Annotated in this window: 21 protein-coding genes; 9 read left to right on the top strand and 12 right to left on the bottom strand. The window is 56.3% G+C overall.

Annotation, left to right across the window (positions count from 1 at the left end; all coding sequences use genetic code 11):
* Positions 1-6 precede the first annotated feature (6 nt).
* From AAC019_RS09380 to dksA, 4 genes are all read right to left on the bottom strand, one after another.
* On the bottom strand, positions 7-3,042 hold the full coding sequence (locus AAC019_RS09380) for an ATP-binding protein (protein ID WP_339898512.1): 3,036 nt from the start codon (positions 3,040-3,042) through the stop codon (positions 7-9).
* Positions 3,039-3,209 (bottom strand): hypothetical protein, encoded by a 171-nt coding sequence (locus AAC019_RS09375; protein ID WP_339898511.1) that lies wholly within the window; start codon positions 3,207-3,209, stop codon positions 3,039-3,041. Before AAC019_RS09375 ends, AAC019_RS09380 begins: the two co-directional genes overlap by 4 nt.
* Before the next feature lie 14 nt (positions 3,210-3,223).
* Positions 3,224-4,123, bottom strand: a complete 900-nt coding sequence (gene gluQRS, locus AAC019_RS09370; protein ID WP_339898510.1) for a tRNA glutamyl-Q(34) synthetase GluQRS — start codon at positions 4,121-4,123, stop codon at positions 3,224-3,226.
* An 83-nt stretch (positions 4,124-4,206) separates the two neighbouring features.
* A complete protein-coding gene (dksA, locus tag AAC019_RS09365) occupies positions 4,207-4,650 on the bottom strand; it encodes an RNA polymerase-binding protein DksA (protein WP_041522780.1) in 444 nt (147 codons plus the stop codon).
* A gap of 273 nt (positions 4,651-4,923) precedes the next feature.
* On the opposite strand from dksA, the gene sfsA reads away from it, so the two are divergent.
* The gene (gene sfsA, locus AAC019_RS09360) at positions 4,924-5,643 is read left to right on the top strand and encodes a DNA/RNA nuclease SfsA (RefSeq protein WP_339898509.1); all 720 of its coding nucleotides are present in this window, start codon (positions 4,924-4,926) and stop codon (positions 5,641-5,643) included.
* On the opposite strand, the gene AAC019_RS09355 is transcribed toward sfsA, so the two are convergent.
* The 5 genes from AAC019_RS09355 to AAC019_RS09335 form a co-directional block, all read right to left on the bottom strand.
* Positions 5,633-5,968 (bottom strand): Rieske 2Fe-2S domain-containing protein, encoded by a 336-nt coding sequence (locus AAC019_RS09355; RefSeq protein WP_339898508.1) that lies wholly within the window; start codon positions 5,966-5,968, stop codon positions 5,633-5,635. The two genes, sfsA and AAC019_RS09355, sit on opposite strands and share 11 nt — an antisense overlap.
* Positions 5,969-5,973: 5 nt before the next feature.
* Positions 5,974-7,077 carry a trypsin-like peptidase domain-containing protein gene (locus AAC019_RS09350; RefSeq protein WP_339898507.1) on the bottom strand — a complete coding sequence of 368 codons (1,104 nt, stop codon included), beginning with the start codon at positions 7,075-7,077 and terminating at the stop codon, positions 5,974-5,976.
* Complete coding sequence (gene htpX, locus AAC019_RS09345) at positions 7,043-7,933, bottom strand: protease HtpX (protein WP_339898570.1); 891 nt, start codon at positions 7,931-7,933, stop codon at positions 7,043-7,045. The genes AAC019_RS09350 and htpX overlap by 35 nt, the downstream gene beginning before the upstream one ends.
* Positions 7,934-8,373: 440 nt before the next feature.
* The gene (locus AAC019_RS09340) at positions 8,374-9,156 is read right to left on the bottom strand and encodes a cyclic nucleotide-binding domain-containing protein (RefSeq protein WP_339898506.1); all 783 of its coding nucleotides are present in this window, start codon (positions 9,154-9,156) and stop codon (positions 8,374-8,376) included.
* Between the two features lie 185 nt (positions 9,157-9,341).
* Positions 9,342-9,620 (bottom strand): TfoX/Sxy family protein, encoded by a 279-nt coding sequence (locus AAC019_RS09335; protein ID WP_339898505.1) that lies wholly within the window; start codon positions 9,618-9,620, stop codon positions 9,342-9,344.
* A 326-nt stretch (positions 9,621-9,946) separates the two neighbouring features.
* Here AAC019_RS09335 and AAC019_RS09330 point away from each other — a divergent pair, with 326 nt between their 5' ends.
* The 4 genes from AAC019_RS09330 to cysE are packed head-to-tail and all read left to right on the top strand — an operon-like array spanning position 9,947 to position 13,679.
* Positions 9,947-10,621, top strand: coding sequence for a M15 family metallopeptidase (locus AAC019_RS09330; RefSeq protein WP_339898504.1), 675 nt, complete (start codon positions 9,947-9,949; stop codon positions 10,619-10,621).
* Between the two features lie 8 nt (positions 10,622-10,629).
* Complete coding sequence (locus AAC019_RS09325) at positions 10,630-12,024, top strand: MFS transporter (RefSeq protein ID WP_339898503.1); 1,395 nt, start codon at positions 10,630-10,632, stop codon at positions 12,022-12,024.
* 54 nt (positions 12,025-12,078) lie between these two features.
* Positions 12,079-12,774: an HAD-IA family hydrolase gene (locus tag AAC019_RS09320; protein WP_339898501.1), complete on the top strand. Its 696-nt coding sequence runs from the start codon at positions 12,079-12,081 to the stop codon at positions 12,772-12,774.
* A gap of 59 nt (positions 12,775-12,833) precedes the next feature.
* Complete coding sequence (gene cysE, locus AAC019_RS09315; protein WP_339898499.1) at positions 12,834-13,679, top strand: serine O-acetyltransferase; 846 nt, start codon at positions 12,834-12,836, stop codon at positions 13,677-13,679.
* 9 nt (positions 13,680-13,688) lie between these two features.
* Here the strand turns inward: cysE and AAC019_RS09310 are convergent, their stop codons facing one another.
* Positions 13,689-13,913 carry a hypothetical protein gene (locus AAC019_RS09310; RefSeq protein ID WP_339898497.1) on the bottom strand — a complete coding sequence of 75 codons (225 nt, stop codon included), beginning with the start codon at positions 13,911-13,913 and terminating at the stop codon, positions 13,689-13,691.
* A 291-nt stretch (positions 13,914-14,204) separates the two neighbouring features.
* Here AAC019_RS09310 and AAC019_RS09305 point away from each other — a divergent pair, with 291 nt between their 5' ends.
* Positions 14,205-14,912 carry a hypothetical protein gene (locus AAC019_RS09305; protein WP_339898496.1) on the top strand — a complete coding sequence of 236 codons (708 nt, stop codon included), beginning with the start codon at positions 14,205-14,207 and terminating at the stop codon, positions 14,910-14,912.
* Between the two features lie 93 nt (positions 14,913-15,005).
* Here the strand turns inward: AAC019_RS09305 and ppa are convergent, their stop codons facing one another.
* Complete coding sequence (gene ppa, locus AAC019_RS09300; protein ID WP_339898495.1) at positions 15,006-15,536, bottom strand: inorganic diphosphatase; 531 nt, start codon at positions 15,534-15,536, stop codon at positions 15,006-15,008.
* Positions 15,537-15,619: 83 nt separating this feature from the next.
* Positions 15,620-16,450, bottom strand: coding sequence for an FHA domain-containing protein (locus AAC019_RS09295; RefSeq protein WP_339898494.1), 831 nt, complete (start codon positions 16,448-16,450; stop codon positions 15,620-15,622).
* Between the two features lie 138 nt (positions 16,451-16,588).
* Here AAC019_RS09295 and AAC019_RS09290 point away from each other — a divergent pair, with 138 nt between their 5' ends.
* The 3 genes from AAC019_RS09290 (at position 16,589) to AAC019_RS09280 (ending at position 20,098) form a co-directional block, all read left to right on the top strand.
* Positions 16,589-16,894, top strand: coding sequence for a SelT/SelW/SelH family protein (locus AAC019_RS09290; protein WP_339898493.1), 306 nt, complete (start codon positions 16,589-16,591; stop codon positions 16,892-16,894).
* Positions 16,895-17,006: 112 nt separating this feature from the next.
* Entirely contained in the window at positions 17,007-19,598 is a 2,592-nt protein-coding gene (locus AAC019_RS09285; protein WP_339898492.1) for an MMPL family transporter, read from the top strand.
* A complete protein-coding gene (locus AAC019_RS09280) occupies positions 19,595-20,098 on the top strand; it encodes a hypothetical protein (RefSeq protein WP_339898490.1) in 504 nt (167 codons plus the stop codon). The genes AAC019_RS09285 and AAC019_RS09280 overlap by 4 nt, the downstream gene beginning before the upstream one ends.
* Positions 20,099-20,883: the final 785 nt, after the last annotated feature.

The raw sequence follows: 20,883 nt of genomic DNA, 5'->3' as shown, positions 1-20,883 counted from the left end.
GTTACTTCAATCGGCCTTGTCGGTCGCGTCACCGCGAATCATGTTGTCAATCGGCAGCATGGACTCCAGGTGACGCGGCAGTTTGATAACCAGTTGAGCTCCGCGATTGGTCGCGGTATCGACCGGGCTGATCACGTCCAAAGTACCGCCGTGGTCATCGATAATGCTGTACACCATTGCCAGCCCAAGCCCGGTGCCTTCGCCCGGATCTTTGGTGGTAAAAAATGGCTCCAGAATCTGATCGATGTGCTCGGGCGAGATGCCCTCACCCTGGTCCGTAACGGTAATTGTGATGTTGTCTTCATCTTCGTCGCTGTCTAGGATAACACGTCCTTCCGGTTCGCTGGCATCCCGGGCGTTAGACAGTAGGTTGATAAATACCTGAATCATCTGCTGGGTATCGCCGGCGACAATGGCGTTGTTGGCAATCAGGTTGTCAAAGTGCACCTGGGTTTTTTCTTTTTGCAGTGATAACAGCCCGATAGCCTCGCTGGCGCACTCGCGCAGTACCACGGCCTCAAACGCGCTTTTTTTGTTCTGTCCGCTGTGGGAGTAACTCACCAATGATTGTACAATTTTGCTGACGCGGTCGGTTTGGCTCAAAATTTGCTCAGCCGTTTCAAGGATCTCGGGGTTATCCGACTCGTAGCGTAAGTTTTGGCTAAGGCAGGCAATACCCGTAATGGGGTTGCCGATCTCATGGGCCACCCCAGCCGCCAGCCGGCCTACCGAGGCCAGGCGCTCGGAGTGGATCAGCTCTTGCTCGAGCAGCTGAGTTTCGGTGACGTCTTCAAGCAGAATAACCTGATCATACTCGCTTTTGCGGAACGCGGCCGGTTGCACACGGCGGCCGGTGGCGGGCCCCTCAATCGCGGCTTTGTGCAGGCTGATCCAGTGCGGCCGGCCCTCCAGGCTGATTTCGTGGCGGTACAGGTGGGCGTCCTCGCCCTCACTAAAGTTCAGCAGCAGTTCACACCAGGGTTGCGCCAGGTCGTCCAGATGTGAACCGATCACCACCTCGGAGGGGATATGGGTCAGGCTCGCCATGGCCCGGTTCCACATCAGGACTTCTTTATCGCGCCCCAGCGAGCACACCGCCATGGGCAGCTCTTGCAGGGTTTTACGGTGGTATAGGCGCAGGTTGTTGAGCTCGGCGGCCATCCCCGTTAAGTGGCTGCGGTACTGTGACAGGCGGTTTTCGATCAGGTTAATGTCGACTGTGTCGCGTGCCTCGGCCAGCTTGTAGGGGAGGTGGTTGTCCATAATCTCACCGGCCACGTGAATCCCCATCAGGCCGGACAGGTTGGCCTCCAGCTGATCGCGCAGACGGCGCAGGGCGTAAGGGCGCCGCTCGGCGACATTCAGACCGAGCTGTTTCAGGGCGATATCCACCTCGCGGCTGGCGGTTACCTTGCCCAGCGGTTTAGCCAGCCGGGTTTTAAACTCATCGGCCGAGTGCACATCCAGCGCCTGGCGCACCGGGTGGGACAGCTCGTCGGCGGCACACAGCTCGGCGCTGTAGGATTCCTCCTCGGTCTGCCGCGTCAGCAGTGAGACACCCACAAACAGCAGCGTGTTGAGCCCCAGAGAGTAGAGGGTAATTTGGCTCCAGTGCTCCATGCCCACGCCCAGCTCGCCATCGCCAAAGGGCACGGTTATGGTGTTGATGCCGGTAATTAATGGCATCAACAAACCGACACCCCAGACGAGGGTGCCGGCGGTTAAACCGACAATCAGGCCGCGGCGGTTGCCCCGGGTCCAGAAGACGATGGCGAATATACCGGGCAAAAACTGCAGGGTTTCGATAAAAGCCGCCAGCGCCAGATGAAACAGGCTTTGGCGGTTGTCCAGCATCCAGTAAAACAGGTAGGCCCCTAAAAACAGGGCGGCGACCACAATGCGGCGCAGCCAGACCAGCTGGCTGTAAATATCCTGCCGGCGGCGCAGGCGTAAAAACGGCAGAATCCAGTGGTTCATCACCATGGTCGAGAGCGCCAGTGTAATCACCACCATGGCGCCGGTGGAGGCCGACAGGCCGCCGACAAAGGCCAGTACTGTTAACGAGTGGGAGCCGGCCAAAATGGGGACGCCCAGGGTAAAGTACTGCGCCGGCAGTGGCACCGATAACTCAAACCCCGCCCACAGTATGGGAAAGATCGGCAGCGCCAAAAACAGCAAAAACAGCGGAAACGCCCAGGTGACCGTGCGCGTGTTACGCAAAATGGGGTTTTCGGCCACGCCCATATGAAAGATGTGCGGCATGGTGACGGCGGTGGCCACAAACACCAGCAGCAGAGTGTGGGCTGCGCCGTCGCGAATGGGCGAGTGCAGCAGGGCGAGGTTCTCGGGGTTGCGCTCAAGCCATTCATCGAGGCCGCTAAAGCCATCGAATACGCCGTACACAGCCAGTAAACCGATGGCGCACAGGGCAAACACTTTAAGCAGCGACTCAAACGCCATGGCGGTAATCAGGCCGCGGTGACGCTCGCGGTTGGAGCCAAACAAAATAGTAAACAGCGCCAACATACCGCAGTAGGCGAGGGCCATGAGATCTTTAAAGGTCAGCCCGGTGCCGACAATGGGTAGTGCCGGGTCGCGGCTGACCGTCATGATATGCATGGTGTCGGCAATCGCCTGAATCTGTAGGGCCATCAGCGGCAATATCCCCAGCAGCATACACAGGGTTGTCAGGGCGCCTATGCCGTGGCTGTGGTAGCGAAACACCAGTAAGTCGGCCAGCGAGTGCACTTGGTGGCGGCGGGCCAGCTCGGTGATCGGCTCGAGCGCCACCGGGGCAAACAAAAACAGGGCGCCGGTACCCAGGTAGTACGCCAGCGCGCCATAGCCAAACTGAAACGCCAAGTCGATAACGCCGTAAAAAGCCCAGGCGCTGGCAAAAATCCCCAGCGACAAAATATAGGTAACCGGGTGCTCGGTGATGGCGCGGGGCAGCCAGCCGCGCTCGGTAATGGTGGCAATACCAAAAATCAGCAGCAGGTAGCCGAGCCCGATAAGCGCGACGTGAACGAGTTCAAAAGTCATGAGGGTTTCTTGCGAGCCTGTATAGCGTAAGCGATGGCGATGACCAAAATCCACATGATATACGGGCGATACCAGGCGCCTTCCGGGTTCACAATCCAGGTGAATAGGGTGGGCGAGAATATATAGGCAATCAGCAGCAGCAAAATCACCAGACGCTGGTTATTCATAGAGTATCCATTATTCAGGGCGTTGGCTGGGCGGCGATACCGGTAAGTGCTGAGATTTGCCAGTGCTGGGTAGCCCAGGCAAGTATCGTGGCGGGTGATTCGCAGCCGAGTGCCTTGGGGGGATTTTGCCTCAGAAAGGCCAGTGCCTGCCAGAGGTTTTCGCCAATTTGGGTTTTATTCAGTGCCGGTGCGTGGTTTTGTTTGCTGAGTTTTAGGCCGTTCTCGCCGGTAGCCACCGGCACGTGGCCGTAGTGTGGTGCCGTGGCGCCGCGCAATTCAAAAAAGCGTATCTGCCGGGCCGTAACCGGTAGTAAGTCGGCGCCGCGAATCACGTGGGTGATGCCCTGGGCAATGTCGTCAATCACCACCGCCAGCTGATAGGCAAATAGCCCGTCTTTGCGCAGCACCACCGCATCGCCCACATCTTGTGCCAGGTTTTGCGCCTGTGCCCCTTGCAGTAAATCGGTAAATGCCAGCGTATCGGCCAGTTGGCTAAACGGCTCGGGTAACTGGTACAGCTTAAGCCGCAGGGCCTGCGGGCCATTGTTGTCCGGTGGGTGATGGCGACAGTGGCCATTGTAGATACCGCCGCTGGCGTTGATGTCGCGCCGGGTGCAGTTGCACGGGTAAACCAGGTCGGCTTGTTGCAGCTCGGTGAGTGCCTCGTGGTAGGCCTCTGAGCGCGAGCTTTGCCACAATACCTCGCCGTCCCACTCAAGCCCGTGTTGCTCCAGTGTGCGCAGAATGTCGTCGGCGGCACCGGGCATTTCCCGGGGTGGGTCAATGTCGTCCATTCGCATCAGCCAGTGGCCTTGATGGTGACGTGCGTCGAGATAGCTTGCCAGTGCGCTCACCAGCGAACCGAAGTGAAGTGGCCCGGAGGGCGATGGGGCGAAGCGGCCGATATAAGGCATGAGGTGGCAGGGTGCCGGCTAGTGGTGGCTTTAATCGGGAGTAGCAAACGGGCGCCACGCTGGTGGCGCCCGCTCAGGCGAGATTAGCCGCCGATTTGCTTTTCTTTGATCTCATCGAGGGTTTTGCAATCGACGCACAAGGTCGCGGTAGGGCGAGCCTCAAGGCGGCGAATGCCAATCTCGACACCGCAGGCGTCGCAAAAACCGTAGTCTTCGTTTTCGATCAGCTCGAGCGTGCTGTCAATCTTTTTGATGAGTTTGCGCTCGCGGTCGCGAGTGCGCAGCTCTAGGCTGAACTCTTCTTCCTGGCTGGCGCGGTCGGCGGGGTCGGGGAAGTTGGCGGCCTCATCTTTCATGTGGCTCATGGTGCGGTCAACTTCTTCCATAAGTTCCCGGCGCCACGACAGTAGCAGGTTCTGAAAATGCTCCAGCTGCGCGGGGTTCATGTACTCTTCGCCCTTCTTTTCTTTGTAGGGCGAAAATGTGCGCAGCGTATAGCTTTCGGCTTTGGCTGAATCATTGGGCATAGTGCAACGCCTCTGTCTCTCCTGGGGCTGATTCTGGTGCATTTACAGCGCCAGACCAGTGTCAAGGTTACGGGGGTCGGTCTACCGACACCGCGGATCTCCGCTTCGCTCACAGTGGCTATTTGGCCCACTATGGCGGAAGGAAAGCGAAGCTACCAGATTACAAAAAGCTGTGCCAGTTTTTTTTGCAAAATTGGTTAGATATTAACCGGATGGGCGCGACTTAGGCTTACGGTCGCCTATAATGTCGCATTTTCGCGATGTGAGGTGGTTATGAAGGATGCTAAAAATTGGCAGCGTGGGCGTTTGCTTCGCCGTTATAAACGCTTTCTTGCCGATGTTGAGCTGAGCGACGGTAGCGAACTGACCATCCACTGCCCCAATACCGGCTCAATGCGCGAATGTCTGGCGCCCGGCGAGTATTGCTGGTTTTCTCACTCCGACAGCAAAACCCGCAAGTACCCCAATACCTGGGAGGTCGCCACCACCCCGGCGGGGGATTTAGCCGGTATTAATACCAACCGGGCCAATGCGCTGGTGGCCGAGGCCATTGCCGCGGGCGCCATTGTGGAGCTTACCGGTTACGGAGCCTGCAAAGCCGAGGTGAAATACGGCGATGAAAACTCCCGCATCGACTTTTTATTAACCGGCGATGGGCCCGACTGCTACGTCGAGGTAAAAAACGTCACCCTTAAAGAGGGCGCTGCAGGGCAGGGGTACTTCCCCGATGCGGTCAGCAGCCGCGGAAGTAAACATTTGCGCGAGCTGGCGTTAATGGCCGAGTCGGGCGCGCGGGCGGTACTGTTGTTTTGTGTGCAGCACACCGGCATCGAGCGCGTTGCGGCCGCGGAGCATATCGACCCGGCCTACAGCGAGGCATTTTACGATGCGGTGGCGCGGGGCGTTGAGGTGCTGGCCTATCGCGCTGAGATTCAGCCCGAGCACAGCGACATCACCCTCACCCGGCGTATTGACGTGCAGCTTAAACGTTAATCACCGCGTAGAGCGCGCCATCGCGAATAACCGGCTCAATAGCCTGCAGCGCTTGCCCGCTGCAGGGCCCGGCAATGCACTGACCGGATTCAATGGTAAACAGGGCGCCGTGGTTGGCGCACTGAATCAAGCTGTTATCGGCCGTTAAAAACTCGTGCTCGACCCATTCCAGCGGGATGTGTACATGGGGGCACAGGTTGCGGTAGATATAAACGCGCTCGCCCCGGCGCACGGCAAACACGCTGATATCTGCCTCTGGCAGGTCAAAGCCGCGGCTGGTATTGTCGGCCAGCTCACTAAGCTGGCACAGGTAATGGTCGGCCACGGTTATTACAGCTCCGGTTGGCTAAGGGTTACGCGGGTTTGGCGCAGCTCGCCGTCGCGTACAAAGTGCACCTCTAGTGTGTCCCCCGGCTTGTGGGTTTCGAGCAGTGCGAGAAACTCATCGTAATTGCGGGTGGGGGTATCGTCCAGCGCGATAATAATGTCGCCCAGCTCGATGGTGCCCCAGGCGCCGCGCCTGGCCCCTTGCAGGCCCGCCCTGGCGGCGGGTTTGCCGGCGGCGGCGTGTAAAATGGCCACCCCTTCAACCCCGGCGCGGCGCGCCCAGCGGTCGGGCGCAAACTCGATACCAAACTCGGGCCGCACTAAGCGGCCGTATTCAATCAGTTGCGGCACAATTTGTTTGACGATATTAACCGGGATGGCAAAGCCAATACCCGCACTGGCACCACTGGGGCTAAAAATCATGGTGTTAACGCCAATCAACTCACCGGCCGAATTAAGCAGTGGGCCGCCCGAGTTACCGGGGTTAATCGCCGCATCGGTTTGAATCACGTTGTGGATTTTGCGCTGGTTGGGGGCCTGAATTTCGCGCCCCAAGGCACTCACCACACCGGTGGTTAAGGTGGCATCCAGACCAAACGGGTTGCCAATCGCCAGCACTTTACGGCCAACCGACAAATTGGCTGAGTCGCCCATGGGCAGTGCCTGAAGTTTATCTTTGGGGGCTTCAACCTTAAGCACCGCCAGGTCTTTGTCGGGGGCGAGCCCCGCTACGGTGGCGGGCCAGCTGGTTTGATCGGGCAGGGTGATAGAAAGCCGCTGTGCGCCCTCCACCACATGGTAGTTCGTGACGATGTAACCGGCCTCGCTCCAGACAAAGCCGGTGCCGGCACCCTGAGGAATCGACAGCAAATCGAGCGAGCGGCGATCGCGCACGACTTGGTAGCGGTTGACGTAAACCACGCTGGGGCTGGCAAACTCGAATACCTCGATGGTGTTGCGCTCGTCATCGGTGGCAAACGGCGGGGCTGGTGTGGCGGTGGGCGCCGGCTCGGCGCTGCAAGATGCAGCGCCGATAAAACTAAGTAGCAGGGCGGTGAGTTGAACTAGCGTTTTAGGCATGGTTTTTAAGGGCAGCGATACGCTCATCTAACGGTGGGTGACTGGCAAACAGCTTGCCGGCGGTTTTATGCCAACCTTCAGAGATACCAAAGGCCTGCATGCTTTTGGGCATAGGCGTTGGGGCGCCAGCCTGGGTTTCGGCCTTTAGACGCTCCAGTGCGCGAATCATTCCCTCACGGCTGGCCAGGGTCGCGCCTGCGTGGTCGGCGCGATATTCGCGGTGGCGTGAAAAGGCCATCACAATCATCGAGGCAATAAACGCCAGCAGTATTTCGGCCACGAAGGTGACGATGTAATAGCCGATGCCCACGCCGCGCTCGGTTTTAAACACCACCCGGTCAACGGTGTAGCCAATAATGCGGGCAAAAAACATGACAAAGGTGTTCACCACCCCCTGAATCAGTGTCAGGGTGACCATGTCGCCATTGGCGACGTGGCCGATCTCGTGGGCCAATACCGCGCGCGCTTCTTCGCGATCAAAGCGCTGCAGTAACCCGGCGCTCACGGCGACCAGTGACTTATTGCGGTTCCAGCCGGTGGCAAAGGCGTTGGCTTGGTTGGCGGGAAAGATACCCACCTCGGGCATACCAATACCGGCGCGCTCGGCTAAGTCGGCCACGGTTTGGACTAACCATTTTTCGTCGGGGGTGCGTGGATTAGTGATGATTTTGGTGCCGGTACCGCGCTTGGCCATAAACTTGGATAAAAACAGCGAGATAAACGAGCCGGCAAAACCAAAGACGGCGCAAAAGATAAGTAGGTTGGTTAAATCGAGACCGGTGCCGGACTCGTTAAGAATTTGGCCCACACCGAGTAAGTTAAGCGTGACACTGGCGAGTGCCAGTACCCCTAAATTTGTCAGAATAAATAAACCAATGCGCATCACGGTAGTGTCTCCTGGTGAACCGTAGCAGGTGACATACTATATGCGTGTTGGCGGGTAAAATTTCAATAGGGGCGAGAGAAAAATGGCCGCCCAAAGGGCGGCCTAAGCAACCGTGATTAGCCAGGGTACCTAAGTACCCATTGGCCCCTAAGGGCCAGAGGAGAAGATCAGACAATTGACTTGCAGGAGAATTGAATGATCAGCGGGAGCAATAAATCGCTACCCGATAACCGTAACGATAATAATTATCAGTTACTTTGTCAATGACAAATGTATAAAAAGTGTGACTTTGCTCGAATTGCGCACGCTCAACGGCCTTTTGTACTGTGTTTTCGCCCGGGTGGGGCAGGGGGGGGGCAGAGCGGTTATCTCTATGGCCAAATGAGGGGGCGGCTTTTTAGCGCCGCCGGGGTAAGCTAACTAGAGCGCCGCTGCGGCTAGTGCTGATCGCGCAGCTGGCTGTTCAGGCCTTTAATTTTGTCGGCCATTTCTTCGATCAAGCCAATACAAATGTGGGGTTGATGCTCCACCAGCTCGATAAATTCCTCTTTGCGAACCGTCAGTACCGTGCAGTCGGTGGTGGCGACTACGTCGGCCATGCGTCGCTGACCGGTAAAAACAGCCAGCGCACCAAAAATTTCGTCGCGGTTAATTTGGCCCACGGTGACGCCGTCACACACGGCCTCGGCATGGCCCTCAAGCAGGGTGTAAACCAAATCCGCCTCATCCCCCTGACGAATAATCGTATCGCCGCCGCTAAAGTGTAAAAAGCCGGCATTGGGGTGAAACTCTTTGCGAATCTCAAGGGCCAGGGCCTGCTGGTACCAGCTTAATCTGGCGATTAAATAATAGCTCCACAACTTTTGCCGGTTGGCGTCCGAGCAGACGTGCTTAATCAGTTCATCGCGCTCAATGGGCTGTACGGTAATGTCTTCGCTCGCGCTAAATACCGCACTGGGTAAGCTGAGCGTGCGCGGCAGTCCAAGCAGGTCACCGGGCTCGCAACAGACGATGGTTTTGGCGGCCATTTGGCACTGCACCTGACCGGCACGCAGCAGAAATACCTGCGAGTTTTTTTGCTCGGCAAATAAATCGTCGCTGGCGGCTAAGGTGATCTCGCCAGTGTGTGGGGTAAGGGTGGCAAATATGTCAGAGGCGATATCGCGAATGCGCTGGCTGAGTTCGGCGAGTGACTCGGTGTGATTAGTAGGTAAGTGCATGTTAAATCTAGCGGCTCGGCAGCGTTGACAGCCAGCGTAAGGCCGGCACATAGGGTAATGTTTGAGAATACTATGGAAGCTTCGGCTAAGTCTACGGCGTAACAGGCGCCAGCCCGGTGTTACTGCTTGATCGGCTGCGCAGTGCGCAGCGACCGGCTGGTGCCTTAGCTCAACGGGCCGTCAACTTAGGCGCTGGCGACTTGATCGCCCTCGGCCTCGCTCACTAAGCGGGCTTTTAGGTCGGCTGGCAAATCGTTCCAGTGAATATCGAGCAGGGCGCCATGCAGCGCGTACAGCATGACTTTTGAAACGTTAATATCCCGGTCTTTAATCCGGCGATAGGCGTTTACGGCGCCCATATGTTTTAGATCTTCGTAGCTGTTAACCCCAATAGCCCGCAGAATGTTGACCGAGGCCATCCCCAAATTTTTTAACTCAAGCAACTCACTGTGCTGCGCCGCCATGTTTACTTCGCTCCATTGTCACATTATCGTTATATTTTGTGGCTGGTTCCGTATGTATATTTATAGCTTATGGTTATATTACATAAATGGCTAACAAGTGCAAACTTTAGCCAGTAAACTTGCGAATTAAGCCACGCTAGGCGTATAAATCACTGATTTTTGGGGCTTTTACGGCAGCTGTTCTGCTTTAGATGTACCGCTTGATTATGCCGCCGCTGTGTTACCAATCAGTGTGGCTTCTACCTGCAAGGTGGGGCCTAATGGTTCATACGCGACACAGGCTGCAGCGGTTTACCGCAAACTGCGTTTTCGGAATGATGTGTTCTATGGATACAAAAGAGACAAACGCGCGAGCTGCGCTAGGGTTGGACGAGAGTGCGCTGCGGCCGCTAGCGGGCAGTGTCTGTCTGCACGCGGATGTTATTGCTCCTTACCAGGCGCTGGTAAAAGCGGCGCAGGCCGAGGGTTTTGCGTTGCAGATCGCCAGTGGCTACCGTAGCTTTTCGCGTCAGTTAGCTATTTTTAATGCCAAGGCCTCTGGCCAGCGCCCGGTGCTGGACGATCGTGGTGAGCCGGTTGCAATGGCGAGCCTTAGCGATACCGACAAGTTGTGGGCGATCTTGCGCTACTCGGCGCTGCCGGGGGGCTCGCGCCATCACTGGGGCAGTGACATGGACGTTTACGATAGCGCGGCCCAGCCTGCAGGCTACAGCGTGCAACTGACCCCTGCGGAGTGCTGTCAGGGGGGAGTATTCGCCGGGTTGCACCGCTGGTTGGACGAGTACTTGCCCAGCTGTGGCTTTTTTCGCCCCTACGCCCGCGATACCGGAGGCGTAGCTCCCGAGCCCTGGCACTTGAGCTACGCACCGGTGGCCGACACCTTGAGCCAAAGCCTGAGCCCAGAGCGTTTGGCCCGGCAGTTGGCGGTCACCGACATTGCGTTAAAATCTGCTGTGCTCGATAACATCAACACTATTTTTCAGCGCTACGTGCGCGTCTAGGGTCTTTCATGGAGAAGCCTACCGTTAGCTCAGCAAGTCTTGTCGAGCCGGCCACCCGCAGTCAATTTCAATTGCTGCGCGAGCGGCGCTTTTACCCGTTGTTTTGGACGCAGTTTGGCGGCGCCTTTAACGACAACTTTTATAAAAGCGCCCTCATGATGCTTTTTACCTACGGTGGGGTAGAGCGCTGGGGGCTGAGTATCGACATGCTCAATAACCTGGTGGCGGCGGCGCTGATTATTCCGTTTTTTTTGTTTGCCCCCAGCGCCGGCCAGTACGCCGACCGGCTCGATAAAGCGCGGGTAACACGAGTCATCAAACTGGTGGAGCTCGCAGTTATGGTGTGCGCCGCTGTGGCAATTATTCGCGGCAGCTCGGCCATGTTGCTGGCCGTCATTTTTGCCACCGGGATACAGTCGGCCTGTTTTAGTCCGCTTAAGTACGCCATTTTGCCGCAACATATGAATAGCGAAGAGCTGACCGGCGCCAATGCGCTGTTTCATACCGGGACATCGCTGGCGGTGTTTCTCGGTTTAATTGCCGGCACGCTGGCCATGCAGTGGAGCTCCGGGCAATGGCTGGTGGCCGCCGGGGGGATTTTAATTGCCTGGGCGGGCTGGCGATTTAGCCGCGCTATTCCGCCTGCGCCGGCGCTGCCTGACGCGCCGGCGATAGAGCCAAACCCGCTGCGCCAAATGGCTCGTACCATGGGCTACGCGCGGCAAAATAAAACGGTGTTTTGGTGCCTTATCGGGGTTTCCTGGTACTGGTTTTTGGGCTCGGTTTATCTTACCCAATTGCCCAACTTTACCCGCGAGGTGCTCGGTGGCAGTGCCTCGGCGGTGACGTGCCTGCTGGTGTTGTTTTTGCTGGGTGTGATTGCGGGTGCGCTTTTGTGCGAAAAACTCAGTCGCCATAAAATTGAGCCGGCGCTGGTGCCGCTGGGTGCGTTTTTGGTCGGTGTGGCGGGGGTTGCTCTGGCGCTGGCGGGCAATAGTTTTAGCCCCATGCAGGAAGGCGATTCGCTGTTGAGTGTTATGCAATTAGCCGGCAAACCAGGCTTTTGGGCAGTGGCGGCCGCGGTGTTGGCGCTTGGCAGCTCGGCCGGGCTTTACACGGTGCCGCTGCAAGCTTTGATGCAGGCGAATGCCAGGCCTGAGTTTCGCGCTCAGGTTATTGCCGCCAACAATGTTTTAAACGCGTTATTTATGGTGGTCGCTGCTATTTTTGCCGTGGTGGTTTTGGGGGCGCTGGACTTTACAATTCCACACTTTTTTATGCTTACCATGGCGCTGCACTGCTGCATAATTATCGTGATCCTGGTGCGCGAGCCAGTGTTTTTGAAACGCCTTAACGCGCGTTTTTTTGCCCGGGCTAAAACGCCGCAAGAGGCGGGCGAGTAGCCTCTGGCAAAGCTGCGCACCGGGCTAAATGCACGTTACCGTAAAGGCCGATAAATGCTGGTGATTTTTGATTGTGATGGCGTGTTGGTTGACACGGAAACCGTCAGTGCCGAGGTGTTGCGCGACTGCTTACAACCGCTGGGCATTAACATTAATGTGGCCGAGGTGCTGAGCTTGTTTCGCGGTAAATCGATAGCCGTTTGCGCCGAGCAAGTGGCCGCATTACTGGCCGACAGCGAGCCCTATCAAAGCTGGCCGGTGGCCGAGCGCGAGGCATTTGCCGAAGAGTTTTGGGGCAAAGTACAGCAGGAAACTCTGGTGGCATTTGAGTCTGGTGTGAAGCCCATTGCCGGTATACGCACAGTGCTTGATTGGCTGCGCGGTGAGGGCATTGCTTTTTGTGTCGCCTCCAACGGCCGGCACGAAAAAATGCAAATGACCCTGGGCAGTACTGGCCTGCTGGATTACTTTCCCCGGGCTAATCGTTTTAGCGCTACCGATGTCGATCAGGGTAAACCCGCGCCCGATTTATTTTTACACGCCGCCCGCGCCATGGGCGCTAAACCCTCGGCGGCCGTTGTTGTGGAGGATTCTCCCAGCGGTGCTCGCGCGGCACGTCTTGCGGGTATGTCATTGCTGGGTTACTGCCCTTACGAGCCATTGCTCGCACGTGACAATACCGATGCGTTAATGCTGGCCGAGGGCGCCCGCTTGTTTCGCCAAATGGATGAATTACCCAAGCTATTGTGAGAGCATAAGCGCTCGACAGGGTTTGTAGCCCTTAAAGCTTATTGCGTACGGAGGCTTGGTTGAGCACAGCGCTTTCCCCCCAGGATATTTGGCAGCATATTCGCCGCGAGGCCACTGAGCTGGCGGCTCAAGAGCCCGCCTTGGCCAGCTTTTACCATGCCAGTATTTTAAATCACGATACGCTGGCCGATGCGGTTAGCTACCATCTGGCGACCTTGCTTGACAGTCAGGCTGTGCCGGCGATGTCGATACGCGAAGTGTTTTTACAGGCGCTGCAACTTGATGACAGCATTGAGAGTGCGCTGTGTCGCGATATCGAGGCCTATTGCGAGCGCGACCCGGCCTGCAACCAGTTTGTGATGCCGCTGCTGTATTTTAAAGGCTTTCACGGCTTGCAGGCTTACCGCTTTGCCAATTGGCTGTGGCGCCAGGAGCGCCGCTCGTTAGCCCTGTATTTGCAAAATCAAATCTCGCAGACGTTTCATGTCGATATCCACCCGGCCGCGCGCATTGGCAGCGGTATTATGATCGATCACGCCACCGGGGTTGTGATTGGTGAAACTGCGGTGGTGGGCGATAACGTCTCTATGTTGCACTCGGTCACTTTGGGGGGCAGTGGCAATACCAAAGGTGACCGACACCCTAAAATAGGCAACTGTGTGCTCATTAGCGCGGGCGCCAAAATACTGGGCAATATACAGGTGGGCGAGTGCGCGCGAGTGGGCGCCGGCAGTGTGGTGCTTGAGGACGTGCCGGCTCATCAAACGGCGGTAGGTGTGCCCGCCCGGATTATCGGTGAGCGCGGCCGCGATGAACCGGGCCGCGAGATGACCCATGGCATGGACGACTCGCCACTGGGCGAGGCCGCACTCGATAAGCCACCGGTGGGCGCGGCTAAGCGTTAGCGCCAGTGATTAATGGGGCTGATCTCGCTCCAGGGTTTCGAGCAAGCAGGCCAGCACCTCGGTGCGGGTTTTAAGCATCAACTGGTAGGCCGCCAACAGCTGATCGTTGCCGCGAGGCTCGCGCTGCAATTGACAAATTTTACGGTTGAGGCTGGCAATATCGGTCTCTACCCGGTGCAGTACCGAGAATTTGGCCGAGTCAGGTGGCAAGTTCGTTAAGGCAGTTCGTTGCATTATTATCACCCGTATCCTTTATCGGGGCCGATTCGCAGGGGGCTGGCGACGTGGGCATTGCCGCCAGTCGCTGGCGTGCCTCCCGGAAGCGGCGACGAAACTTCAGTATGGGAGTTAAGAGGCGGTGGCTCCAGTTATGTTCCATAACGATTTCTCACAAAAACGTCGTGGCGGCGGGTAGTTTAATTCTTAGCCAACACTGGCGCGGCTTCGCGCTTCAAGCGTTAGCGTGGGCTTGTGTTAATATGCGCGAAGGACGAATAAGACAGGCTCTAGAACCGGAGGTGTGTTATGGCTGAAGCCGAGAAAAAGTTTGATATTGTTTTTCGCGGAGACATTGTTTTAGGCCATAAGCTCGATGAGGTAAAGGCGCGCCTGGGGCAACTTTTTAAAGTCGACAGCGCCCGTGTAGACAGCTTATTTAGCGGCCGCCCGGTACCGCTAAAGCGCAACCTCGATGGCGCCACGGCAAAAAAGTACCAGGCCGTACTGACTAAGGCCGGCGCCGACGTCACCCTGGTGCCGGCGGGCAGCCAGGCTACCCCGCGGGCAGCGCCAACCCGAGGTTTTACATTGGCGCCGGTCGGGGCGAGTTTATTGCGCGTTACCGAGCGTACCGCCGTTGTGCCGGTAGAGATTGATACCTCGGGCCTAAGCGTAAGCCCCGCCGGTGGGCGATTGGTCGAGCACGCTGAGGTGGCCGCGGGCGCCGTTGCGCCAGTGGCGGTGCCCGAGTTTGATGTAGCGCCGGTTGGCGCCGACGTGTTAACCGCCAACGAGCGCGAAGCACCCGCCAGCGCCCCGGTCGAGGTAGCCGATTGGGGGCTGTCGGAAGTGGGGGATGACCTGCTAAAACCGGACGAGCACGAGGCGCCCCTGCCGCTGATGGTGGCGGATCTGGAGGCCGATTTAGCACCGGTGGGCAGTGAGCTTGGGCAAATTCCGGATACCCGCAGGCCGCTTAGCCCCGATACCAGCGCACTGCACCTGGCCGATTGACCCCGACGGTCTTTTAGGCACAAAAAAGCCGGCCCTTTGCGGGGCCGGCTTTTTTATTGGCCGCCGGTAAAAGGCCGGCCGCGCAGGCTAATGTTAGCCTTTGTTGTAGCGCTCTACCGAATCTTTGATCTCGGTGCGGGCCGCTTCTACGTCTTCCCAGCCGTCGATTTTTACCCACTTGTTGGGCTCGAGGTCTTTGTAGCGCTCAAAGAAGTGCTCGATCGACTTAAGGGTGATTTCAGGCACGTCGGCGACTCTTTTAACCTTGCTGTACAGCGGGGTGATTTTGTCGACGGGTACGGCGAGTACTTTGGCGTCTTCACCCGATTCGTCGGTCATTTTTAACACGCCGACCGGGCGACAGCGAATGACCGAGCCTGGCATTAAGGCGTGGGTCATCAGTACCAGCACGTCAACCGGGTCGCCATCACCGCACAGGGTGTGAGGAACATAGCCGTAGTTGCAGGGGTAGTGCATGGAGGTGCTAAGCACGCGGTCGACAAAGATAGCATCGCTGTCTTTATCAACTTCGTATTTGATCGGCTCGCCGTTCATGGGGATTTCGATGATGACATTCATGTCGTCCGGCAGGTTTTTGCCGGCGGGGACTTTTTCAAAGCTCATAGCCAAGTTTCCACAGTAGTTTACTAAATAAGGTGTCTACTCAAAGAGTCGGATAATTCGGTGCGCGATTCTAGCATATTCCCCTAGCTCAGGTAGAGGTAGCCGGCTATCGCCAGTATCACCACCAGCGCGCTGACCCCCAGCCACAACCCCCAGGAGGTAACGCTTACCGGGGCGGGCTCGTCGCGATTGCCCGGCGAGGTGGGTTTGGTCTTCCAGCGCTTTGGGGTACTGGGGGTGCTTTTGCGCTCTATGGGTTTAACAATGTCGGGTATCGGCGTGCGGATACGGGTGCGCTTTAAATCGTTATCGGGGCTGACGATACGAAAGCTGTACACGTCAATACGCAGGTGGTCGCCATTGTGCGCGAGATCATCCTCCACCCACTCGTCGTTAAGATAGGTGCCGTTGGCAGAGTTAAGGTCGTGTACCCGTAGCGAGCTGCCCACCACCGTTAGCTCGACATGGCGGCGAGATAAATGCGAGCCGGCAATGGTTATGTCGCACTCACTGCTGCGCCCTAGCACGCAGCGCGTATCGGGGGGGATAATAAAGGTCTGCCCGGTTAGCCAGCTGCCATCGGCAACCAGTTGCCAGCACTGGTTGGTTTTCTCGGGTGCCTGTGGGTCAACCACAAAGTCGTGTACATCAAACTCCACGTCAGCCAGGCGTAAGGTATCGCCGGCCTGCAGCAGTTTTTGGGTAACGCGCTGGCCGTTGACAAAACAACCGCGGGCGCTGGTGTTGTCTTTTAAGGTAACGTGACCATCGCTCGCCACTAAGCGCGCGTGAATTGAATCAATGCCGGGCTCATCGAGCACCAGGTTGTTATCATTGGCGCTGCCGATGCTATAGAGTTTTTCCACCACCAGAATGGGATCTTGGGGCTTGTCCTTACGCTGTAATTTCAGCATGATTCCCTACCACAGTGTCTCGGTCCGCTGTTGGGTGACAAAGTGTCAGCGCCAACGCTGTGCAGATACAGGCGATAGTACCATTTTTAGCCGGTTGTGCGCAGTGTCGGGGAATTTAACGCGATACGGGTAAAGAGTATGCCGTTTGACGATTTTAGTGCGCCCCCGGTGGCGCAAACCCGGGTAGTTATTCACTACTGTAACCTGTGTCGCTGGATGCTGCGGGCCGCGTGGCTCGCGCAAGAGCTGCTCAGCAGCTTTCCCGATGAGCTCGACGAGGTGAGTTTGCACCCGGGCGATGGCGGTGTGTTTGCCATTTGGCTGGGCGACACCTTGGTGTGGGAGCGCCAGCGCGATGGCGGATTCCCCGAGGCCAAAGAGCTTAAGCAGCGCCTGCGGGACCTAATATGCCCCGAGCGCGATTTGGGTCATTCCGACCGCTAGCCGGCGCGCCAAAAATCGACATCAAAAGCGGTAATCGCGATTTGTTGGCAACCGCTTAATTATTTTTAGCAGTGGCATACACCGCTGCACCTACAGGAGTTATCAAGGGATTATGTCAGCTAAGCTTTTTGCGGCCTATCGCTATCTTATTACCCAACGCCCGTTGCTGGTTATCGTCGCGTTGTTGGCACTCACAATTTTTGCGGCGCTCGGTTTGCCTAATTTTAAGCTCGATGCCTCGGCGGATTCATTAACACTGGAGAGCGATAACTCGCTGGATTATTTTCGCGAAATTAACAAACGCTATCAAAGCGGCGACTTTTTGGTGGTGACCTACAGCCCCAAGGCGCCCATGTTATCCGACGAGTCGTTGCAAACGCTGCAGTCACTGCGCGATGAGTTGGCCGCGGTAGAGGGCGTTAAAAATATTAACTCCATTCTGGATGTGCCCTTGCTGTATAGCCCGGTGCGCAGCCTAGCCGAGCAAAAAGAATCCACCCGAACCTTGATGACACCGGGGGTTGACCGCGAGCAGGCGCGCGAGGAGTTTTTAACCAGCCCCATATACCGCGATACGCTGCTCTCGCCCGATAGTTCAACCACCGCGATCCAGCTTAATTTAAAGGTCAATAACCGCTACATCGAGCTGGTGCGCGAGCGCGATGCGCTGCGGGCTAAAATGCGCGAGCAAGCCTTAACCGATGCCGAGGCTGAGCGGCTAGAGCAGGTCAGTGCCGAATTCTTGGCCTATCGCACCGAGTTAACCGCACGCGACCATGCGCGGGTCGAAGCGATTCGCGGCATCCTTAGCGGGTACGACGATAAAGCCGAGGTATTCCTCGGCGGCGTCAGTATGATCACCAACGATATGATCGAATTTATCCGCAGTGACTTGGTGGTTTTTGGCACCGCCATTGTGGTGTTTGTGATTTTGATGTTGGCTATTATTTTTCGTCAGCTGCGCTTTGTGGTGCTGCCGTTGTCGGTGTGCTTAATGGCCGTGGTGATTATGTTGGGGCTGCTAAGCTGGGTAGACTGGCGGCTTACGGTCATCTCCTCTAACTTTGTCGCGCTGCTGCTGATTATGACGCTGGCGATCACCATCCACTTGGTGGTGCGCTACCGGGAGTTGCATGCGGCCAACCCCGAGTGGTCTCAGGCCGATTTGGTCACCACCACAGCGTGCCAGATGGTTAAGCCCTGCCTCTATACCGCCCTGACCACAATTGTTGCGTTTGTCTCGTTGGTGGTCAGCGATATTCGGCCGGTTATCGATTTTGGTTGGATGATGACCATGGGGCTTAGCCTAGCGTTGGTGCTGGCATTTTTACTATTACCGGCTGGCCTTATGCTGCTCGCTAAAGGTAAGCCTCGCGACAGTGGCGATAACACGGCTGCCACCACTATGCGCTTTTCGCGTATGGCGGAGTTTCACGGGCGCTGGGTAATCGCCATCGCTTTAGTGGCCGCGCTCATCAGTGGCTATGGTATCTCTCTGTTAAAAGTCGAGAACCGGTTTATCGATTATTTTCACTCGGATACCGAAATTTATCAGGGCATGTCAGTTATCGATCAGCAGTTGGGCGGCACGGTCAGCCTGGATATTATTATCGACGCCCCTAAAGCGAAGGAGCCTGCCGCAAACGATAGCGCCGTGACCAGCAGCGAGGCCGCAGCCAGTGACGACCCGTTTGGCGAGGGCGATCCGTTTGCCGAAGCGCCGGCCGCTGAGTCTTACGGCGATGACCCGTTTGGCGAAGACCCCTTTGGCGAAGGCTCCGCAGGCGAGGCCGCGAGCGGGCAAAGCGAGTGGTTTACCACCGTATCGCTCGACTCGATTGAACAGCTGCACAGCTACCTGGAATCGTTACCCGAAGTGGGCAAAGTGCAATCACTTGCCATCATGTACGAAGTCGCACAAGACATTAACGGCGGCCGGCTTAACAACTTTGAGCTGGGCGTGATGCGCAATATGTTGTCCGATGATATTCGCGGCTTTTTGGTCGACCCTTATATCTCTGATGCCAATCAGCAAACCCGTATTACCTTGCGGGTAAAAGAAACCAGCAAAGATTTAAAGCGCGTCGAGCTGGTAGAAAAAATCCGCGCTTACGCCATTAACGAGGTAGGCTTTGCGCCCGAGCAAGTGCACTTTACCGGCATGCTGGTGCTGTACAACAACATGCTGCAAAGCCTGTTTCGCTCGCAAATTGTTACCTTAGGCGCGGTGTTCTTGGGCATCATGTTTATGTTTTTGGTGCTGTTCCGCTCGCTCACAATCGCCATTATCTCGCTGTTGCCAAACTTACTGGCCGCCGGTGTCGTGCTGGGTGGTATGGGTTTGTGGGGCGTACCGCTGGATATGATGACAATCACCATTGCCGCTATTACCGTCGGGGTGGGCGTCGATCACGCGATTCACTATTTATACCGCTTTCGCGATGAGCTGCGCCGCTGCGGCGACTATGTCGAGGCCATGCACCGCTCCCACGCCTCGATTGGCCGGGCGATGTATTACACCGCGGTGATTATTATTGTCGGCTTCTCGATATTGGCGTTCTCAAATTTCATTCCGTCTATTTACTTTGGCTTGCTAACCGCGCTCGCCATGTTTGCCGCGATTCTCGGCTCGTTAACTTTGTTGCCTAAGTTGATTTTGTTGACTAAGCCGTTTGGGCCGGGAGTGGGGGATGGGGGGCGGTGAGCGTGATTTCGCCGCTAAGGCGGGCTTTTTTTATAAGCCTGACGTTGTTACCGCTTTCTTCGATCGCCAGCGAGTGTGAAATATCTCAGTGGGCAAAGAGTCTCGATTGCGCCTCAGAGTTTACACAATACTACGAAGCTTTGCAGTTGAGCGCTCAAGCTGTAAAGAAAATGGACATAAATGGACTAGCTTCTTTAGAGGAGAAAGTTCTTTTGGCAAATGATAAAACTATAAATTGCTCTTCGATATCGAGAGATGAGACAGAAGATCGGCTTTTGATCAATGTGATCGGCGACGAAGTCTCTCTTATATCATCTATTAGAGCTTACCTTAAGTACCATAAAGAAGGTCCTTATGTAGTAGAAAATATAACGGAAGACGTTGTGTCAAACTATAAACAATTGGTTGATTCTGTGATTTCATATAATCATTTTGTTGAAAGCTCCCATCAAACTGGCAGGATCAAAAACGATGTGTCTTCGGCACAGTGCGGCCGCTAATAGTTTGGTTTGTGCATTTGAGTAAGGCAGAGTTGTCGAAAAATATTAGTGTTTTGTAGGTTTTAACGTAAAGAAAACTCCCTCGCCAAGCATGGGTGTTGTGAGCTTATAACAAGCGCCACCGATATTTTTCGTCAATTTACTTTTGGCTGGGAGCCGCGTCCTCCGTATTTACTGCGCTTTTTGGTTCGTTAACGTTAATGCCGCTAACGCGGGCTTTTTTGTATGCCCGTGTCGCCGGGCGTGGCGAGTTACTTTTCTTTGTTTGGGCAAAGCAAACTAACGAAAAGAAAGCCCACCCCGGCAGCTCAGCCCTAACGGGTCCCCTCGCTCCGGCCGATTTTAGCGGGCCGCATCGACACGCCGTCCATGGCGTGACGATAGCTTGCGTACGCGTCCATGCGTACTTACCCACTAAAATAGGCCTGCGCTCGGCTGGCTGCAGGGGATCTAAAGGCGGTACTTCGTAGATGGCTTGATCGACAACGGCTACCTTTATCGCTCTACTTCGTCATACCGGCCTTGAGCCGGTATCCAGTGGCTTTGTTAGCTACGAAGTGTTTTGGTGCTATACGATTGCATTGGTTGACTACTGCCTTGTGTGCCCTCAGTCGCCGGGCGGGCGAGTGACTTTTCTGTTTGGCCAGAAAAGTAACCAAAAGAGGCCACCCCGGCATCTCAGCCCTAACGGGTCCCCTCGCTCCGGCCGATTTTAGCGGGCCGCATCGACACGCCGTCCATGGCGTGACGATAGCTTGCGTACGCGTCCATGCGTACTTACCCAC

This window comes from uncultured Gilvimarinus sp. (genome assembly GCF_963975215.1).
Lineage (GTDB): Bacteria > Pseudomonadota > Gammaproteobacteria > Pseudomonadales > Cellvibrionaceae > Gilvimarinus.
Note: the sequence above shows the minus strand (reverse complement) of the source record. Positions and strands in the feature narration are given on the sequence as shown.

Bases quoted from the DNA above. Each gene is read 5' to 3' on its own strand.
- gluQRS (WP_339898510.1), bottom strand. From the start codon at position 4,123: ATGCCTTATATCGGCCGCTTCGCCCCATCGCCCTCCGGGCCACTTCAC.
- AAC019_RS09320 (WP_339898501.1), top strand. From the start codon at position 12,079: ATGCTGGTGATTTTTGATTGTGATGGCGTGTTGGTTGACACGGAAACC.
- sfsA (WP_339898509.1), top strand. From the start codon at position 4,924: ATGAAGGATGCTAAAAATTGGCAGCGTGGGCGTTTGCTTCGCCGTTAT.
- AAC019_RS09285 (WP_339898492.1), top strand. From the start codon at position 17,007: ATGTCAGCTAAGCTTTTTGCGGCCTATCGCTATCTTATTACCCAACGC.
- AAC019_RS09335 (WP_339898505.1), bottom strand. From the start codon at position 9,620: ATGGCGGCGCAGCACAGTGAGTTGCTTGAGTTAAAAAATTTGGGGATG.
- AAC019_RS09305 (WP_339898496.1), top strand. From the start codon at position 14,205: ATGGCTGAAGCCGAGAAAAAGTTTGATATTGTTTTTCGCGGAGACATT.
- AAC019_RS09290 (WP_339898493.1), top strand. From the start codon at position 16,589: ATGCCGTTTGACGATTTTAGTGCGCCCCCGGTGGCGCAAACCCGGGTA.
- AAC019_RS09380 (WP_339898512.1), bottom strand. From the start codon at position 3,042: ATGACTTTTGAACTCGTTCACGTCGCGCTTATCGGGCTCGGCTACCTG.
- AAC019_RS09330 (WP_339898504.1), top strand. From the start codon at position 9,947: ATGGATACAAAAGAGACAAACGCGCGAGCTGCGCTAGGGTTGGACGAG.
- AAC019_RS09350 (WP_339898507.1), bottom strand. From the start codon at position 7,077: ATGAGCGTATCGCTGCCCTTAAAAACCATGCCTAAAACGCTAGTTCAA.
- dksA (WP_041522780.1), bottom strand. From the start codon at position 4,650: ATGCCCAATGATTCAGCCAAAGCCGAAAGCTATACGCTGCGCACATTT.
- AAC019_RS09375 (WP_339898511.1), bottom strand. From the start codon at position 3,209: ATGAATAACCAGCGTCTGGTGATTTTGCTGCTGCTGATTGCCTATATA.
- htpX (WP_339898570.1), bottom strand. From the start codon at position 7,933: ATGCGCATTGGTTTATTTATTCTGACAAATTTAGGGGTACTGGCACTC.
- ppa (WP_339898495.1), bottom strand. From the start codon at position 15,536: ATGAGCTTTGAAAAAGTCCCCGCCGGCAAAAACCTGCCGGACGACATG.
- AAC019_RS09325 (WP_339898503.1), top strand. From the start codon at position 10,630: ATGGAGAAGCCTACCGTTAGCTCAGCAAGTCTTGTCGAGCCGGCCACC.
- AAC019_RS09310 (WP_339898497.1), bottom strand. From the start codon at position 13,913: ATGCAACGAACTGCCTTAACGAACTTGCCACCTGACTCGGCCAAATTC.
- AAC019_RS09295 (WP_339898494.1), bottom strand. From the start codon at position 16,450: ATGCTGAAATTACAGCGTAAGGACAAGCCCCAAGATCCCATTCTGGTG.
- AAC019_RS09340 (WP_339898506.1), bottom strand. From the start codon at position 9,156: ATGCACTTACCTACTAATCACACCGAGTCACTCGCCGAACTCAGCCAG.